Origin of the sequence: Labedella endophytica, from assembly GCF_003990045.1 — a bacterium.
GTDB classification, from domain to species: domain Bacteria; phylum Actinomycetota; class Actinomycetes; order Actinomycetales; family Microbacteriaceae; genus Labedella; species Labedella endophytica.
The window spans coordinates 417288-433751 of record NZ_RZGZ01000002.1 but is presented as its reverse complement, the minus strand read 5'-3'; the positions used below and the strand labels follow the sequence as shown (position 1 = coordinate 433751).

General features: G+C 69.3%; 17 protein-coding genes. 11 read left to right on the top strand and 6 right to left on the bottom strand.

Annotation, left to right across the window (positions count from 1 at the left end):
* The first annotated feature begins 13 nt into the window (after positions 1 to 13).
* The 6 genes from ELQ94_RS05580 (at position 14) to ELQ94_RS05555 (ending at position 6993) form a co-directional block, all read left to right on the top strand.
* The gene (locus ELQ94_RS05580) at positions 14 to 1462 is read left to right on the top strand and encodes an APC family permease (protein WP_127048040.1); all 1449 of its coding nucleotides are present in this window, start codon (positions 14 to 16) and stop codon (positions 1460 to 1462) included.
* 107 nt (positions 1463 to 1569) lie between these two features.
* Positions 1570 to 2115, top strand: a complete 546-nt coding sequence (locus ELQ94_RS05575) for a PadR family transcriptional regulator (protein ID WP_127048038.1) — start codon at positions 1570 to 1572, stop codon at positions 2113 to 2115.
* 3 nt (positions 2116 to 2118) lie between these two features.
* The gene (locus ELQ94_RS05570; protein WP_127048036.1) at positions 2119 to 3828 is read left to right on the top strand and encodes an ABC1 kinase family protein; all 1710 of its coding nucleotides are present in this window, start codon (positions 2119 to 2121) and stop codon (positions 3826 to 3828) included.
* Positions 3829 to 3932: 104 nt separating this feature from the next.
* Positions 3933 to 4748 carry a TspO/MBR family protein gene (locus ELQ94_RS05565; RefSeq protein WP_127048034.1) on the top strand — a complete coding sequence of 272 codons (816 nt, stop codon included), beginning with the start codon at positions 3933 to 3935 and terminating at the stop codon, positions 4746 to 4748.
* 92 nt (positions 4749 to 4840) lie between these two features.
* A complete protein-coding gene (locus ELQ94_RS05560) occupies positions 4841 to 6034 on the top strand; it encodes a sensor histidine kinase (protein ID WP_127048032.1) in 1194 nt (397 codons plus the stop codon).
* Positions 6031 to 6993, top strand: coding sequence for a hypothetical protein (locus ELQ94_RS05555; protein ID WP_127048030.1), 963 nt, complete (start codon positions 6031 to 6033; stop codon positions 6991 to 6993). Before ELQ94_RS05560 ends, ELQ94_RS05555 begins: the two co-directional genes overlap by 4 nt.
* On the opposite strand, the gene ELQ94_RS05550 is transcribed toward ELQ94_RS05555, so the two are convergent.
* The gene (locus ELQ94_RS05550; RefSeq protein ID WP_127048028.1) at positions 6967 to 7398 is read right to left on the bottom strand and encodes a VOC family protein; all 432 of its coding nucleotides are present in this window, start codon (positions 7396 to 7398) and stop codon (positions 6967 to 6969) included. The two genes, ELQ94_RS05555 and ELQ94_RS05550, sit on opposite strands and share 27 nt — an antisense overlap.
* Before the next feature lie 66 nt (positions 7399 to 7464).
* Positions 7465 to 8055, bottom strand: a complete 591-nt coding sequence (locus ELQ94_RS05545) for a TetR/AcrR family transcriptional regulator (RefSeq protein ID WP_127048026.1) — start codon at positions 8053 to 8055, stop codon at positions 7465 to 7467.
* A gap of 73 nt (positions 8056 to 8128) precedes the next feature.
* On the opposite strand from ELQ94_RS05545, the gene ELQ94_RS05540 reads away from it, so the two are divergent.
* From ELQ94_RS05540 to ELQ94_RS17675, 5 genes are all read left to right on the top strand, one after another.
* Complete coding sequence (locus ELQ94_RS05540) at positions 8129 to 9169, top strand: NADP-dependent oxidoreductase (RefSeq protein WP_127048024.1); 1041 nt, start codon at positions 8129 to 8131, stop codon at positions 9167 to 9169.
* 25 nt (positions 9170 to 9194) lie between these two features.
* Positions 9195 to 9956 (top strand): enhanced serine sensitivity protein SseB C-terminal domain-containing protein, encoded by a 762-nt coding sequence (locus ELQ94_RS05535; protein ID WP_127048022.1) that lies wholly within the window; start codon positions 9195 to 9197, stop codon positions 9954 to 9956.
* A gap of 70 nt (positions 9957 to 10026) precedes the next feature.
* Positions 10027 to 11412, top strand: a complete 1386-nt coding sequence (locus ELQ94_RS05530) for a magnesium chelatase ATPase subunit I (protein WP_127048020.1) — start codon at positions 10027 to 10029, stop codon at positions 11410 to 11412.
* Positions 11405 to 13426, top strand: a complete 2022-nt coding sequence (locus ELQ94_RS05525; protein WP_127048018.1) for a vWA domain-containing protein — start codon at positions 11405 to 11407, stop codon at positions 13424 to 13426. Before ELQ94_RS05530 ends, ELQ94_RS05525 begins: the two co-directional genes overlap by 8 nt.
* 1 nt (position 13427) lies before the next feature.
* On the top strand, positions 13428 to 13562 hold the full coding sequence (locus ELQ94_RS17675; RefSeq protein ID WP_279432475.1) for a hypothetical protein: 135 nt from the start codon (positions 13428 to 13430) through the stop codon (positions 13560 to 13562).
* Between the two features lie 33 nt (positions 13563 to 13595).
* Here the strand turns inward: ELQ94_RS17675 and ELQ94_RS05520 are convergent, their stop codons facing one another.
* The 4 genes from ELQ94_RS05520 to ELQ94_RS05505 are packed head-to-tail and all read right to left on the bottom strand — an operon-like array spanning position 13596 to position 16461.
* A complete protein-coding gene (locus tag ELQ94_RS05520; RefSeq protein WP_127048016.1) occupies positions 13596 to 14381 on the bottom strand; it encodes an SCO1664 family protein in 786 nt (261 codons plus the stop codon).
* Between the two features lie 40 nt (positions 14382 to 14421).
* On the bottom strand, positions 14422 to 14967 hold the full coding sequence (locus ELQ94_RS05515) for a DUF3090 domain-containing protein (protein ID WP_127048014.1): 546 nt from the start codon (positions 14965 to 14967) through the stop codon (positions 14422 to 14424).
* Between the two features lie 9 nt (positions 14968 to 14976).
* Positions 14977 to 15678, bottom strand: a complete 702-nt coding sequence (locus tag ELQ94_RS05510) for a histidine phosphatase family protein (RefSeq protein WP_127048012.1) — start codon at positions 15676 to 15678, stop codon at positions 14977 to 14979.
* A 51-nt stretch (positions 15679 to 15729) separates the two neighbouring features.
* Positions 15730 to 16461, bottom strand: coding sequence for an alpha/beta fold hydrolase (locus ELQ94_RS05505; RefSeq protein ID WP_127048010.1), 732 nt, complete (start codon positions 16459 to 16461; stop codon positions 15730 to 15732).
* Positions 16462 to 16464: the final 3 nt, after the last annotated feature.

The window sequence follows — 16464 nt, the reverse complement described above, 5'->3', positions numbered from 1 at the left end:
AGAGGGAGACATCATGACCGATCCGTCCTGGACCCAGGTCGTCAAGACCGCCGAACCCGAGCAGCCCGAGCTGAAGAGGGCCCTCGGTCCGGGACTGCTCCTCCTCTTCATCGTCGGCGACATCCTCGGCACAGGCATCTACGCCCTCACGGGCCAGGTCGCCGCCGAGGTCGGAGGGGCCGCGTGGGTGCCGTTCCTGCTGGCATTCGCCGTCGCGACCGTGACGGCGTTCTCCTATCTCGAGCTCGTCACGAAGTTCCCGCAAGCGGCGGGCGCCGCGCTCTACACACACAAGGCATTCGGGATCCACTTCCTCACGTTCATCGTGTGCTTCATCGTGATGACCTCGGGCATCACCTCGGCGGCCACGGCGTCGCGGGCGTTCGCCGTGAACCTCAGCATCGGCTTCGGTCTACCCGACGCCGTGGGCACGACGCTCATCATCGCCCTCGCGTTCATCGTGCTCATCATGCTCGTGAATCTGCGGGGTGTGACCGAGAGCGTCTGGCTCAACGTGGTCCTCACCCTCATCGAGCTCTCGGGACTGCTGCTCGTGATCTTCATCGGCATGTGGGCGATCTTCGGGGGCAACGCCGACTGGGGGCGTGTCGTCGCGTTCGAGACGGCCGACGACAAGAACGTGATCCTCGCCGTGAGCACGGCGACCTCGCTCGCCTTCTTCGCGATGGTGGGATTCGAGGACTCGGTCAACATGGCGGAGGAGACGAAGAACCCGAGCAAGATCTTCCCGAAGATGATGCTCACGGGCCTCGGCCTCGCGGCGATCGTCTACGTGCTCGTCTCGATCACCGTCGTCGCCCTCGTCCCGATCGGCGACCTCGTCGGCAGCGAGGCTCCGCTCGTGACGGCGGTCGAGAACGCGGCGCCGGGCTTCCCGATCAACTCCTTGCTGCCGTTCATCTCGATGTTCGCGGTCGCCAATACGGCACTGATCAACATGATGATGGCCAGCCGTCTCCTCTACGGCATGAGCAGGCAGCGTGTGCTCCCGACGTTCCTGTCGAAGGTGTCGCACTCGCGCCGCACGCCGTGGGCGGCGATCCTCTTCACGACGGTCCTCGCCCTCGGGCTCATCACCTACGTCTCGCTCGACGCGGAGGGGTCGATCGTCGCCCTCCTCGGCGGAACCACATCCCTTCTTCTGCTGAGCGTCTTCGCCATCGTCAACGTCGTCGTGCTCGTCCTGCGCAAGCAGCCGGTCGACCACGAGCACTTCACGACACCCACCGTGATGCCGATCATCGGTGCGATCACGTGCCTCTACCTCGTCTTCCCGTTCACGTCGGGCCGCGACGGCGGGCAATACGGCATCGCTCTCGTGCTGCTCGCGATCGGCGTGGTGCTGTGGGGCGTGGAGCGCGTGTTCCGGAAGGTCGGAAAGGGGAGCGGGAGCCCGGCGGAGGAATCCGGGAAGACGTCGGAGGAGACCGCCGACCGGTGAGCGGGGTCGGTGCCGGCACGCGGGGTCGGCCCGATGGATTCACACCCGACGCACGGCCAGGGGACTATATCGTTGAGTATCGTTCACGTCGTTCTGAGGAGAACATCATGGCCAGCTCGTTCCCGAACACCGGCTTCGGCTCCGGCATCAACCCCGATGGCATCTGGCAGGCGATGGAGGAGTTCCGCTCCCGCTTCGAGAAGAGCGCCGGTACGCGCGTGGGCCGCGGTGACGTCCGCGCAGCGGTGATCGCCCTCCTGTCGGAGCAGCCGATGCACGGCTACCAGATCATCCGGCAGATCGAGGAGCGCAGTGGCGGCAGCTGGAAGCCGAGCCCCGGCTCCGTGTACCCGACGCTCCAGCTCCTGGCCGACGAGGGCCTCATCAGTGCCGAGGAGTCGAACGGTCGCAAGACCTACTCGCTGACCCCGGCCGGTCGCGTGGAGGCGGAGTCCGCCACCTCGTCCGCGCCGTGGAACGACACCGACCCCGACGAGGCCCCCGGCTTCGCCGCCCTACCGAAGGCGGGCGTCGAGCTCGCCCGGGCCGCCGCGCAGGTGGGCCGCACGGGTTCGCCCGAGCAGGTCCAGCAGGCCGTCGCGGCCCTCGACGAGACGCGTCGCCGGTTGTACGCCATCCTCGCTCAGGACTGAGGGGTGCCACCTGCGCCTCGGCGCCTCGAGACATCGGCGATACCGCGCACGGGGAGCACCCGGGCGCGGTATCGCCGCATCCTGCGATTCGCGGCCTGGAACCTCGCGGTCACGTGGTGGTTCGAGCTCTTCCTTCCCCGGATCGGGCTCACGTCGATCGCCGAGCGCACCCGGACGAGGCGCATGCAGCGCTTCGCGCGTCGCTTCCACGTGCTCGCGGTCGACCTCGGCGGTCTGATGATCAAGGTCGGACAGTTCATGTCGTCGCGCCTCGACGTGCTCCCGCCTGAGATCACCAAAGAGCTCGAGGGACTGCAGGACGAGGTGCCGGCGGTGCCGTTCCCGCAGATCCGTGCTCTCGCGGAGGCCGAGCTCGGCGTGCCGCTCGAGCAGGCGTTCGCGCGGATCGACGAGGTGCCCGTGGCCGCAGCGTCGCTCGGGCAGGCGCACCGCGCCGTGCTCGGCCCTCTCGATGCGGAGGACACGGGCCTGCACGAAGTCGTCCTCAAGGTGCAGCGACCGGGGATCGACGCGATCGTCGAGGTCGATCTCGCCGCGCTGCGCAAGGTAGGCGGGTGGCTCAGTCATGTGAGGCTCGTGTCCGATCGCGTGGATGCCCCCGCGCTCGTCGAGGAGTTCGCGGTGACGAGCCTCGAGGAGATCGACTACCTGCACGAAGCGGTGTCGTCCGAGCGTTTCGCCGCCGACGTGGCCGACGACGACCGGGTGCGCGTCCCCGCGATCGTGTGGGAGCGCACCACGCGGCGGGTGCTCACGCTCGAAGACGTCACCGCGATCAAGATCACGGACCTCGACGGCCTCGCCGCGGCCGGCATCGACCCGGACGACGTCGCGCGCGAGTTCGCCTCCGTGATGTTCGACCAGTTCTTCGGCACGGGGTTCTTTCACGCAGACCCCCACCCGGGGAACGTCTTCGTCACGCCACTGCCGCCCGAGGAGGGTGGTCGCGCGTGGGTGCTCACGTTCATCGACTTCGGCATGATGGGGGAGGTCTCCCGGAACACCCGGGCAGGCCTGCGCAAGCTCCTCATCGCCGCGGCCTCGCGCGACGGAGCCGGTCTCGTAGACGCCGCGCGCGACGTCGGCGTGCTGCTGCCGTCCTCGGACACGACCGAGCTCGAGCGGGCTATGACGAAGCTCTTCGCGCGGTTCGGCGGCATGGGCTTCGCCGAGCTCCGGGAGGTCGACCCGCGCGAGTTCCGCGACTTCGCGGAGGAGTTCGGCGACGTCGTGCGTTCGCTCCCGTTCCAGCTGCCGGAGAACTTCCTGCTCGTGATCCGCGCGATGTCGCTCACCTCGGGCGTGTGCAGCTCCCTCAACCCGGCGTTCAACCTCTGGGACTCCGTCGAGCCGTATGCGCAGCGGCTGATCCGCGAGGAGCGCGGCAACGTCGTGCAGGACGTCGCAAAGCAGGCCGTCGAGGCCGCCACACTGGCCCTTCGTCTGCCCCGGCGGCTCGACGATCTCGTGACGCGGTTCGAGAACGGAACGGTCGCGGTCACCACGCCGGAGATCGAGCGCCGACTCTCTCGAGTGGAGCGTTCCGCGCGACGGGTCCTCTCCGCCCTCGTGTTCGGAGCCCTCCTCGTGGCCGGCGCCGTGCTCCGCCCGGACGACGTTGTGCTCGGCACGGTGTTCATGATCGGCTCCGTCGTCCCGCTGCTGCACGCCGTCTTCGCCGGGCGGCGCTGACGCCTGAGGTGGTACCGACGAGTGCGCGACCGGCTCGCGAATCCTGTCGCTAGGGTTTACAGTTACTAATTGTTTTAGTGAAGTAGCCAGCGCGAGGAGTCATCATGGCCGCCACCACCCCCACCCGTTCGGATCGCACACGGCAGGTCGTCGTCGTCATCAGCGCCGTCGTTGCGATCATCGGGTCCTTCATCGGTTCCGGTGCGGTGATCGGCACGCCGATCCAGGACCAGGTCGGTGGGGCGCTCACGGCCGACTCGACGCTCATCGCCCCGGCCGGACCCGCGTTCTCGATCTGGTCCGTGATCTATACCGGCCTCATCGCCTACACGATCTGGCAGCTGTTCCCGAAGCCTGCCGTGAGCGAGCGGAACCGCCGACTCGGCTATCCCATCGTTGTGACGCTGCTGCTGAACGCGGCATGGATCCTCAGCGTGCAGGCCGGGCTGCTCTGGCTCAGCTGCATCGTCATCGTCATCCTCCTCGCAGCTCTGCTGTACACGTTCGTCGGGGTGGTCCGGACTCGCACGAACGGGCAGGGGATCGTGGAATCGATCGTGCTCGACGGCACGATGGGCCTCTACCTCGGCTGGGTCTCGATCGCGACCGCCGCGAACATCACGGCAGGGCTCCAGACCGCGGGCTTCGACGGCTTCGGCCTCGAACCCGACGTGTGGGGCATCGTCATCCTGGTCGTCGCGGGGATCGCGGGACTGGTCATCGCGCTCTACGGCCGCGGTCGCTTGTCACCGACGGCTTCGCTCGCGTGGGGGCTCTCATGGGTCGCGGTGTCGCGGACCACGGGCGAGCTCGTGTCGCAGCCCGTCGCGATCGCGGCCGTCGTGGTCGCCGTCGCCCTCGTGCTCGCGACGGTCGCCATCCGCGTCGCGCGCGGCGGACGGGGGAGCGCTCCGGTGTGATCGATGCGTGACGAGGAACGTGCGGCGGACGCTGTGCGGGAGTCGAGCGCGGGATAACATCGACCAACGTCGACGACGGCGAGGGGGATCGTGTGAGGACAGCGGAAGAGATCACGCGACGCTCCGCGATCGCCGAGTACCACCTCGTCGGCGAGCCGCCACGGGCCGATCTCCAGAGCCTCGTCCAGCTCGCCGCCACTCTGTGCGGGGTCTCGAAGGCCGTCATCAACATCATCGACGACCGGTTCCAGCACCAGGTCGCCGCCATTGGCATGGAGCCCGCCTCGTGTACCCGTGAGGACTCGATGTGCGCCCGCGTCTTCGAGCGCCCGGGTCACGTGACCGTGCGGGACGCACGGGTCGATGAGCGATTCGCCGACAACCCGTTCGTCACCGGTGAGATCGCGGATGTCCGCTTCTACGCGTCGAGCCCGCTCGTCACGCCCGCCGGAATCGCGATCGGAACGCTGTGCGTGTTCGACGAGGACCCCAAGGACCTGAACCCGGAGACGAGCGACGCCCTCAAGATCCTCGCCCACCAGGTGGTCGACGTGCTCGAGTTGCGACGCATCACCGCGGAGCTCGGCACGTCCAATGAGCAGCTCGCGCAGTTCGCCGGCCAGGTGAGTCACGACCTCCGCAACCCGCTCATGGCGGTCTCCGGTTTCCTCGAACTCGCGAGCGACAGCCCCGAGATGGTCAACGCTCCCGAGGCGGCGAAGTCGCTCGCGCGCGCCGAATCGGCCGCCGACCGAATGGCGCGCATGATCACGGACCTCTTGCACTTCGCGCGTGTGGGGGGAGCGCAGCCGCGGATGGTCGACATCGATCTCGAGGAGCTCGTCCGCACGGTGCTCGAGGACCTGGACTCCTCCATCCGTGAGACGGGCGCCGGCATCGTCGTCGATGCGCGACTCGATGTGGTCGGGGATCGCACGCTTCTCGGAGCGGTCATCCAGAACCTCGTCGCGAACGCGCTCAAGTTCAGCTCGGCCGAGGGGAAGACGCCGCAGATCGGTATCACCGCGATGGAGATCTCGTCCGGTTGGCGGATCTCGGTCGACGACGACGGCCCGGGCGTGCCGATCTCCGAACGCGAACGCGTCTTCGCGTTGATGGAGCGCGCCGTGGGAGACGAGATCGCGGGTCTCGGGATCGGTCTGTCCACCTGCCGCCGGATCGTGCAGGCCCACGGCGGGAGCATGGGAATCGAAGATTCTGCTCTCGGCGGGGCGAGCGTCTGGCTCGTCCTCCCGCGTGGCACGAACCCGGCCACTGCCCGGTGATCGCACCGTCAGGGGCGTCGACGACCGGAGCGTCGACGACCGGAGCGTCGACGGGTGAGCCGACGGCGCCACGGGCGCTCGTCCTCTTCGCAATCGGCGCCGGATGTGCGATCCTCGGCCTCCTGCCCTGGATCATCACGGGGATGCGGCTCCCGCTGCAGAATCTCTGGGAGGGTCCGGCGCCCGAGGGCGGCATGCCGATCGCCCTCCTGCCGTTCAGTCAGTACGCGGTCACGCTGATCGTCGCCCTCATCGCCGTGGGATCGCTCTTCGCGGGGATGGTCGCGCGGCTCCTGCGGCGACGGAATGGCTTCCGTGTGTGGCCGATCGTCGTGGGTGTCGCCCTCGTCCAGGTCGTCGCTCTCATCCAGACCGTCGTCGTGGTCTCCGACGGGCTCGCGGAGCGCACGGAGTCCACCTTCTACCTCGGGGGTCTGACGGCGGGGACGGCATTCGCGATCGTCGTGGGTCTCGTGATCCTCCTGCTCGTGGCGCGGGCCCCTCGCGGTGTCGCGACCGTGGCGATCGCGGCGATCGGTGTTCCGATCGCGAGCTGGGTCGGTGGCCTGATCATCCCCTTCGGAACGTCGGCGACTGCGTCACCCGCCCAGGTCTGGCTCATCGGCTTCTACCCGTGGTTCGCGGCGGTCGTGGTCGGTACGACGCTCGCCTGGTGCGGCCTCCGGCCGGCCGCGCGTGCCATCGCGTGGGTTCTCAGCCTCGGGCTGCTCTGGATCGGGACGGCGATCTCCACGGCGGCGAGTGCCGCACTCGGCACGCGCATACTCGCGAGCCGACCGGCCGAGATGCTCGACTACGGCCTCGAGGTGTTCCGGATGGCATTGAGCGGCGAGGCGAATCAGGGTCCGTCGATCCTCGCGGCCCTCGTCATCGGTCTCGTCGGCACGAGCGTGCGCGAGATCGTCCTCCGCTCACGTATGCGGCGTTCCGCCGACTGACGCGGCTGCAGCAGGGTTGCGATCGGCCACGAGTTCGGCCTTGAAGCCGTCGATGTTCTCGAGCCAGCCCGCATAGTGCTCGACGCCGCCGGCGTGCGGATAGCGCTCCGTGTAGAGCGGCGTCCACCCGTGAGTCGGCGCCTCGGTCATCACGGCATCGACCGAAGCGGGTGGGCCGCCGTGGAAGGCGAGATGGTTCACGCCGGCCCGTCGGCGATCGTGTTGCGCGTCCGAGAGGTTCGGCGATGTCGTCAGGGTGAGGTAGGCGCCACCCGCCGACCAGGATCGACCGCCGGACCATTCGTTGTCGAGGGTGAAGCCGAGCCGCTCGAGCAACCAGCCCCACGCCGCACTCGCTCGCTCGATGTCGGCGACCCAGACCTCGACGTGATGGAAACCCGGCATACGTCGAGTCTTCCACGGCCCGGCTCTTCGTTCCGCGTGCGGATCCCGCGGCCGGAGGGCTGGCCGTCAGGCCGCTCGCACCGCCGTGATCTGTTCGCGCGCGGTCTGCAGCAGCCGGGAGGCCTCACCCGGTGCCACGCGCGCGAGGGCGAAGGCGGCGACGACGAGACCGGTGGTCGAATCGGACAGCCGCTCGGACTCCGGCGACGGCGGGGCGCCCATGAAGGCCGTGACGCCGGCTCCGATAGCCTCGCGCAGCTCGGAGCGGTAGTCGGACACGATCCGGGCTACTTCCTCGTCTCGGGCGATGGGGGAGCCCGCCGTATTGATGAGGAGGCAACCGTTCGACGCGGACGGCGAGTCGAGGTTCTCGAACGCCGTGCGCAGGCAGTCGAGGTAGTAGAGGATCGCCTCGTGCTCTACTCTGTCGGCGCGCAGCGGCCGCAGGCGGGGGCGCACGACCTCGTCGAGATAACTCTGCACGGCCACGTCGAACAATCCGCGCTTCGAACCGAACGTGTTGTAGAGGCTCGAACGGTTGAGGCCCGTCGCCGTCTCGAGCTCCGGGATCGAGGCGGCGTCGAATCCGGTGCGCCAGAAGACCGTGCGGGCGGCACGCACGACGTCGTCGCGTTCGAACGCCTGTGTGCGTGCCATGGCCGAGCCCTTCGTCGGATCGAGTCTATACTGAAACGATCGTTGCAGAACCCGAAGGAAAGCGAGTCGACACATGACCGAGACCACGAGCACATCGTCCACGAGCACCCAGATCCAGCTGAACGCCCGCCCGACCGGCTGGCCGACGCCCGCGGACTTCCGCACAGCGACCGTCACCTACGGCGACCTGAACCCCGGTGAGGTGCGCGTGCGCAACGAGTTCGTCTCCGTCGATCCGTACATGCGCGGTCGCATGAACGACGTGCGCAGCTACGTCCCCCCGTACGCGATCGGCGAGACCATCACGGGCGGCGCGATCGGTCGCGTGGTCGAGTCGGCGTCGGATGACGTGCCCGTCGGCGCGGTCGTACTCCACCAGCACGGCTGGACCGACGTGATCCAGGCGGACGCGTCGACCTTCCGCGTCGTGCCCGAGGTGCCCGGCCTGCCGCTCTCGCTCCGCCTCCACATCCTCGGCATGACGGGCCTCACCGCCTACGTGGGCCTCACCGAGATCGCCCGCCTGAAGGAGGGCGACACCGTCTTCGTCTCGGGTGCGGCCGGCGCCGTCGGCACAGCCGTCGGCCAGATCGCCCGCCTTCTCGGCGCGAAGCGCGTGATCGGCTCGGCCGGATCCGCCGAGAAGGTCGCGCTCCTCACGGAGAAGTACGGCTACGACGCGGCCTTCAACTACAAGGACGGCGATGTGAAGGGCCAGCTCGCCGCCGCGGCGCCCGAGGGCATCGACGTGTTCTTCGACAACGTGGGCGGCGACCACCTCGAGGCCGCGCTCGACGCGTTCAACGACGGCGGCCGCGCAGCGCTCTGCGGTGCGATCGCCGGCTACAACACCACGGACACCGTGCCCGGACCGGTCAACATGGCCAACATCATCACGCGCGGGCTCACGCTGAAGGGCTTCACGCTCTCGGCCTACCTGCACCTCGCTCCGGAATTCCAGGAGAAGATGACGGCCTGGTTCGCCGCGGGCGAGATCGCCTACGACGAGACGATCGTCGACGGTATCGAGAACACGGTCGATGCGTTCCTCCAGATGATGAAGGGCGCCAACACGGGCAAGATGCTCGTGCGCGTGAACGCCCCCGCCGAGTGACAGGCCGCCGCCGTAGGCTGGGCGGGTGACGACGACGGAGCAGGCGCATCTCGAATCCCTCCTGGCCGCGGCGGCGACGGAGCCGACCCGTGTTCCCGCGTTCGTCGCCGAGCTGCTGCAGGCGACGGTGATCGTGCCGGGTGTCGTCTCCGACGCCGAGGGCGGCGGTCAGACGGCGACCTTTCCTCCCCTCGTCGGGCCGGACCGGGCACCGGTTCAGCCGTTCTTCACCTCGGAGGAGCGGCTCCAGGAGACGATCGCCGCCATCCCGGGTTACGAGGGCCGCTACATCGGGCTCCCGTGCCGCGCGTTCTGGGAGATGACACGGGGTGCGACCCTCGTGCTCAACCCGCACTCGTCCCACGGCAAGGAGTTCCTGCCGGGAGAGATCGCCCACGTGCTCGACGGTGCCGCCGCGGTGACGACGACCGTCGTCGAGGCGGAGACTCCCATCATGGTGGGTCAGCCCGCCCACGTGCCGCCGGGCATGGAGGACGCCCTCTCCGCGATGTTCGCCCGGCAGGAAGCCGTGACGGAGGCCGTGCTCGGCTGGAAGGTCACCCCGTCGACGAACGATCAGGCCTACCTGCTCGTCGTGGTCGGTTCCGAGGACGTCCGGGAGCGCATCGGCGACGATCTCTCCCGTTCCCTCGTCCTCTTCTCGCAGGCGCACCCGGTGGACGTGATGTACACGACGCCGGGCGCGAGCCACATGCTGTCGAGCATCGCCCCCTTCTACCGGAAAGCGGCCCCGCGGCGCTCCCTCTTCGGGCGGAAGAGTCGCTGACGTGTAGCGGGTCGGAGCGGCTCCCGCGAACCTGTACCCACCCCCGATTTCCGGGCGTAACATCGCCGGTGTGAATCGACCAGACGACACCACGGTGGGCGCTCTCCGGGGCTCCGGACACGTCCAGAAGACCATCCGCACCGAGATCCGCGACAATCTCCTCACCGCGCTCCGCGAGGGGCGCGCCCCGTGGCCCGGGCTGCACGGCTTCGAGAAGACCGTGATCCCGCAGCTCGAGCGCGCGCTCATCGCCGGACACGACATCGTTCTCCTCGGCGAGCGCGGCCAGGGCAAGACGCGCATCCTCCGCACCCTCGCGGGTCTGCTCGACGAGTGGTCTCCCGTGATCGCGGGCTCCGAGCTCGGCGAGCACCCGTTCGAGCCGATCACGACCGAGAGTCGCCGGCGAGCCGAGGACCTCGGCGACGAGCTGCCGGTGACGTGGCGGAGCCGCGACGAGCGTTATGTCGAGAAGCTCGCGACCCCGGACACGTCGGTCGCCGACCTCATCGGCGATGTCGATCCCATGAAGGTCGCCGAGGGACGCAGCCTCGGCGACCCGGAGACCATCCACTTCGGTCTCATCCCGCGCAGCCACCGCGGCATCGTCGCGATCAACGAGCTGCCCGACCTCGCCGAGCGCATCCAGGTCGCGATGCTCAACGTGATGGAGGAGCGCGACGTGCAGATCCGCGGCTACGTGCTGCGGCTGCCTCTCGACGTGCTCGTCGTCGCGAGCGCGAACCCCGAGGACTACACGAACCGCGGGCGCATCATCACGCCGCTCAAGGACCGCTTCGGCGCCGAGATCCGCACGCACTACCCCACGGAGCTCGCCGACGAGGTGGCCGTGATCCGCCAGGAGGCCGAGCTCACCGCCGAAGTGCCCGACCATCTCGTGGAGATCCTCGCCCGCTTCACGCGGAACCTGCGCGAGTCACCCGCCGTGGACCAGCGCAGCGGTGTGAGCGCGCGCTTCGCGATCGCCGGGGCCGAAACGATCGCGGCCGCCGCGATCCACCGAGCGACGCGACAGGGCGAGGACGAGGCCGTCGCGCGGCCCGTCGACCTCGAGACCGCCGTCGACGTGCTCGGCGGGAAGATCGAGTTCGAGTCGGGTGAGGAGGGCCGCGAGGACGAGATCCTCGACCACCTGCTCCGCACCGCGACGGCCGAGACGGTGCGCGCGCACTTCCGCGGGCTCGACTTCACCCTCCTCGTGGACGCGCTCGAGTCCGGCGCCCTCGTGACCACGGGGGAGCAGGTGACCGCTCGTGACTTCCTCGCCGGGCTCCCGGTACTCGGCGAGTCCGAGCTGTACGACGAGATCGCCGGCCGGCTCGAGGCGACGAGCGACGGCCAGCGCGCCGGGGCGATCGAGCTCGCCCTCGAGGGCCTCTACCTGTCGCGCCGGGTGAGCAAGGAGTCGGGCGGCGGCGAGACCATCTATGGCTAGAGCCAACCGTCGCCTCACACGCGACGCCCGCTACGGCAAGTACGTCGACGGTCCGGATCCGCTCGCTCCTCCCGTCGACCTCTCCGAGGCGCTCGACGCGATCGGCGAAGAGGTCATGGCCGGGTCCTCGCCGGAGCAGGCGCTGCGGGAGTTCCTCCGCCGCGGGCCGCGCGACGGCTTCGGCCTCGACGACATCGCCCGGCAGGTGGCCGAACGCCGCCAGCAGCTCGCGCGCGACCACAACCTCGACGGCACGCTCCAGGAGATCCGCGAGCTGCTCGACAAGGCCGTGCTCGCCGAGCGGAAGCAGCTCGCGCGCGACGCGCTCATGGACGACGGCGACCGCGCGCTGGCCGAGATGCAGCTCGACAATCTGCCGCCGTCGGCCGCGGCGGCCGTGAAGGAGCTCGGCGACTACCGATGGCAGAGCGCTGAGGCGCGGGCGGACTTCGACAAGATCAAGGACCTCCTCGGTCGGGAGATGCTCGACCAGCACTTCGCGGGAATGAAGAACGCCCTCGAGAACGCGTCCGACGCCGACCGTGCCGCGATCGCCGAGATGCTCTCGGACCTCAATGAACTCCTCGAGTCCCACCGCCGCGGCGAGGGCACGCAGCAGCAGTTCGACGACTTCATGGAGAAGCACGGCGAGCACTTCCCGGAGAATCCGGAGACCATCGACGAGCTCCTCGACACGCTCGCGGCCCGCTCCGCCGCCGCTCAGCGCATGCGCAACTCGATGACCCAGGAACAGCGCGACGAGCTCGACGCACTCGCGCAGGACGCGTTCGGCTCGCCCGACCTCATGAGCGAGCTCGGTCGCCTCGACGACACCCTCCGCTCGCTCCGTCCCGGTGAGGACTGGACCGGTGGCGAGCGCATGGACGGCGAGCAGGGCCTCGGTCTCGGTGATGGCACAGGAGTGTTCCAGGACCTCGCGGACCTCGACGAGTTGTGGGAGCAGTTGTCGCAGTCGTACAACGGATCGCAGCTCGACGACCTCGATCTCGACAAGCTCGCTCGTCAGCTGGGGAACGAGTCGGTGACGGATGCGCAGGCGCTCCAGCGGCTCGAGAAGGCGCTCCGCGACTCCGGGTCGATGAAGCGCGGCACCGACGGCCAGCTGAAGCTCACGCCGAAGGCCATGCGTCACCTCGGCAAAGCACTCCTGCGCGACATCGCCGAGCGCATGTCGGGTCGTCGTGGGGCGCGCGACCTCCGCGGCACGGGCGCGGCCGGCGAGCTCTCCGGGGCCACGCGCGAGTGGGCGTTCGGCGACACCGAGCCATGGGACGTCACGCGCACGGTCACCAACGCGATCACGCGCACGGCCGGCGAGGGTGCGGGAACGGGTGCGGGGGTGCGCATCGAGATCGGCGACGTGGAGGTGCAGGAGACGGAGGAACGCACACAGGCGTGTGTCGCGCTCCTCGTCGACACGTCGTTCTCGATGGCGATGGACGGTCGCTGGGTGCCGATGAAGCGCACCGCGCTCGCGCTTCACACGCTCATCTCGAGCCGGTTCCGCGGCGACCAGCTGCAGCTCATCGGCTTCGGCCGCGAGGCCGCGGTCATGGAGATCGAGCAGCTCGTGGGCCTCGACGCGATGTGGGAGAAGGGCACGAACCTGCACCACGCACTGCTGCTCGCGAATCGCCACTTCCGGAAGCACCCGAACGCGCAGCCGGTGCTCCTCATCGTGACCGACGGAGAGCCGACGTCGCACCTCGAACCGAACGGCGAGGTGTACTTCAACTACCCGCCCGACCCGATCACGGTCGCGCACGCCGTGCGCGAGCTCGACAACTCGATGCGGCTCGGCGCGCACACGACGTTCTTCCGCCTCGGGGAGGACCCGGGGCTCGCACGCTTCATCGACGCGATGGCGCACCGCGTGGGCGGCAGCGTGACGGCCCCGGAGGCCGACGACCTGGGCGCGGCCGTCGTGGACTCGTACCTCGGTTCACGCCGCGGCGACGGCGGAGCGCCCGGCCTCTTCTCCCGCCGGGGCTGACATGGCGCAGACACCGGAGGATCATCCCGGGCGATCCGGCGGCGGGTGGTGGATCGTCGGCGCGGTGGTTCTGCTCGTGGTCGGTGCCCTCGTGTGGATGGCGAGCTCGGTCACGAGCATCGCGTTCGTGAACTGAGGACGCGGCGATCGCGGTCGTCGGCGCCGTTCCCTAGAAGAGCGGCCAGGGGAACGCGGGCATGTGGCCCGTGGGTCCGGGGAAGACAGCCGTGGAGCGGAGCACCTCGATACGGGAGGCGAGCGCGTCCGTCTCGGCGATCGTGAGGAGGCCGGCGAGTTCGTCACCGAGGGATCCGTAGAGGTCTTCCAGCACGCGGTCGAGACCGGCGAGCTCGTCGGCGCTGAGGGGCTCGCCGAGCCAGCCCCACAGCACGGTCCGGAGCTTGTCCTCCTCGTGGAACGTCAGACCGTGGTCGACGCCGTGGCGGTGGCCGTCCGGCATCGCGAGGATGTGGGCGCCCTTCCGGTCGGCGTTGTTCACGACCACGTCGAAGACCGCCATGCGGCGGAGCGCCACGGTGTCCTCGTGGACGAGCGAGACGACGCGGTCCTCCTCGTCGTGCCCATCGAACACGTGGCACCAGCCCTCGTCGGGCACCTCCTCCGCGAGCACGAGATCGACGGCGTCCTGTTCGGGGTCGGCTTCCTGCCAGAGCTGCACCATGCCCATGCCGAGGGGCCCGCTGCGCAGCCAGGTGCGGGGCACGACGTTCCAGCCGAGGGATTCGGAGACGAGGTGCGCCGCGACCTCGCGCATGGCGAGCGTCTCGTCGGGAAAGTCCCACAGCGGCTTCTCACCGGCGATGGGTTTGTAGACGACAGAGGTGTCGCCGATCGTGCCGAGGAAGGTCGCGTTCGAGGCCGTCGTGATGCGCCCGGTGAGCTCGAGCGGCGTCTCGTCGAGAGCGCTCGTGTCGACCTCGGCTCGCGAGGTCATCGCGATGCGCCGCCGGTCGTCGAGCGGTCACTGACGGACATCACATCAGTCCCGGAAGGACGCACGTGTGACCGCTCGGGTCCATGGGCTGAGCGCAGAACGGGCACAGCGGCCGGCCCGCGCCCACGATCTCGCGCGTGCGGTGCGCGAAGGCTCGCGACGTGCCGACGGGCATCTTGAGGAGGAGCACGGCTTCCGGCTCGCTCTCGAGGGACTGGGGGTCTGCGTCCTCGTCCACCATCGAGAACGCCTGGAGGGTGATCTGCGCGGTGACGGGGTCCCAGCCGAGGGCCATCGTGCCGGTGCGGAACTCGCCGTCGACGGGCTCGTCGAGCGGGTCGTTGTCGACGAGTTCGACGGGGGTGTCGGCGGGGATGCTCAGGCTGTCGTCGCCCGATGCCATGAGGCCGTCGAGGATCTCGTCGATCTTCTCGGCGAGCACCGCGGCTTGCTCCTTCTCGAGCACGATGCTCACGAGGCGGGAGCTCGCGCGGATCTGGAGGTAGAAGGTGCGGTCACCGGGGCGGCCGACCGTGCCCACGACGACGCGGTCCGGCCATTCGAACTCGTGGACGATGGAAGGCATGACTCCATGTTAGGAGGCCGCGGGGGCCTCGGGTCCCGCTCCGCCGCCGACCGGTGCATCGCCCGCCGGAGCTGTGGATCGCAACCACGAGAGATCGCCGGCATCGGTGTTCGTGGAGACGACGTCGGGCCGGTCCTGTCCGTAGCGCACGATCGACACGGAGGCGGGGCCCACGTTGATGCGCTGGAAGAGATCGAGGTGCATGCCGAGGGCGTCGGCGAGGATCGACTTGATGATGTCGCCGTGGCTCACGGCCACCCACACGGCGCCGGCGCCGTGCTGCGCCTCGATCTCGGCGTCGAGGCGGCGGATCGCGGAGACGGACCGCCCCTGCATGGTCGTCATCGACTCGCCGCCGGGGAAGACCACGGCGGACGGCTGGCGCTGCACCGTGCCCCAGAGCTTCTCCGTGGCGAGTTCCTTCAGGGTGCGGCCTTGCCAATCGCCGTAGTCGCACTCGGTGATCGCGTCCTCGATCGTCATACCGAGAGCCGCGTCCTGCCGGCCGAGGATGATGTCCGCGGTCTGACGGCAACGCTCGAGCGGACTGGACACGACACCCACCACGGTCACCGCCGCGAGGCGCTCGGCCGTGCGCTCGGCCTGCTGCGTCCCGACGTCGTCGAGTCGCACTCCCTCCGTCCGTCCGGCGAGCACGCCGCTCGCGTTGGCGGTGGTGCGTCCGTGCCGGACGAGGATGACAGTGGCCATGTCCTCAGCCTACGGCGGCTCGATGAGGTGCCGGCCGCTGCGGAGGCCCGCTCAGAGCAGGTCGAGGATCATCTCGGCTGTGCGCCCCGGGTCCTCGAGGTGCATGTCGTGGTGCACTCCGGGGATCCGCCGCACCTCCCATCCGGCAGCCTCGAGCTTCGACGCGTACACATCAGGAAGCACCGCGGGGGAGTCGTCCGACAGCACGATCGTGGAGGGGACGACCGGAGGAGCGACGGGCACAGGATGGAACGCGACGTCGCGGAACACCTCGATCGCCATCCTCGTGTCGAATCGCGCCTGGGCGGCCTTCATCGCCGTCTGGACGTCGGCGGGGTATCGCGCACGGGACGCCGCCGTCTTCCGGGCCTGGAGCAGCTGTGCGGCGCCGAGGGTGACGATCGGGACGAGCCAGAAGAGGCGACCGGCGATCCCCGTGGTGGGGATCGTGAGACGAAAGCCCGGATCGAGGTAGATCGCCCGTTCCGGGGCGAGGTGCTCGACCGCGCGGGCGAGCACGGCGCCGCCGAGGGAGTGTCCGATCACGCCGTGCAGCTGCGGCGGAAGGGTCTCGGCGAGGTCGTTCGCGAGGTCGTCGAGCGCGTAGGACGATGCTCGGTCACTGCGACCGTGGCCACGGAGGTCGATCGTCGTGATCCGGTAGCGGCCCGTCGTCAGCAGTCGTTCGACGAGCGGGTCCCACGTGGTGCCGTCGGCGCCGAGTCCGTGAACGAGGCCGATGTGCCGGGCGCCATCGCCCGCCGTGGTCGAGTGCAGTCTCATGTG

Coding starts and splice junctions, on each gene's coding strand:
- ELQ94_RS05580 (WP_127048040.1), top strand. CDS start 14: ATGACCGATCCGTCCTGGACCCAGGTCGTCAAGACCGCCGAACCCGAG.
- ELQ94_RS05510 (WP_127048012.1), bottom strand. CDS start 15,678: ATGGCCACTGTCATCCTCGTCCGGCACGGACGCACCACCGCCAACGCG.
- ELQ94_RS05520 (WP_127048016.1), bottom strand. CDS start 14,381: ATGACCTCGCGAGCCGAGGTCGACACGAGCGCTCTCGACGAGACGCCG.
- ELQ94_RS05505 (WP_127048010.1), bottom strand. CDS start 16,461: ATGAGACTGCACTCGACCACGGCGGGCGATGGCGCCCGGCACATCGGC.
- ELQ94_RS05545 (WP_127048026.1), bottom strand. CDS start 8,055: ATGGCACGCACACAGGCGTTCGAACGCGACGACGTCGTGCGTGCCGCC.
- ELQ94_RS05515 (WP_127048014.1), bottom strand. CDS start 14,967: ATGCCTTCCATCGTCCACGAGTTCGAATGGCCGGACCGCGTCGTCGTG.
- ELQ94_RS05540 (WP_127048024.1), top strand. CDS start 8,129: ATGACCGAGACCACGAGCACATCGTCCACGAGCACCCAGATCCAGCTG.
- ELQ94_RS17675 (WP_279432475.1), top strand. CDS start 13,428: ATGGCGCAGACACCGGAGGATCATCCCGGGCGATCCGGCGGCGGGTGG.
- ELQ94_RS05550 (WP_127048028.1), bottom strand. CDS start 7,398: ATGCCGGGTTTCCATCACGTCGAGGTCTGGGTCGCCGACATCGAGCGA.
- ELQ94_RS05525 (WP_127048018.1), top strand. CDS start 11,405: ATGGCTAGAGCCAACCGTCGCCTCACACGCGACGCCCGCTACGGCAAG.
- ELQ94_RS05565 (WP_127048034.1), top strand. CDS start 3,933: ATGGCCGCCACCACCCCCACCCGTTCGGATCGCACACGGCAGGTCGTC.
- ELQ94_RS05575 (WP_127048038.1), top strand. CDS start 1,570: ATGGCCAGCTCGTTCCCGAACACCGGCTTCGGCTCCGGCATCAACCCC.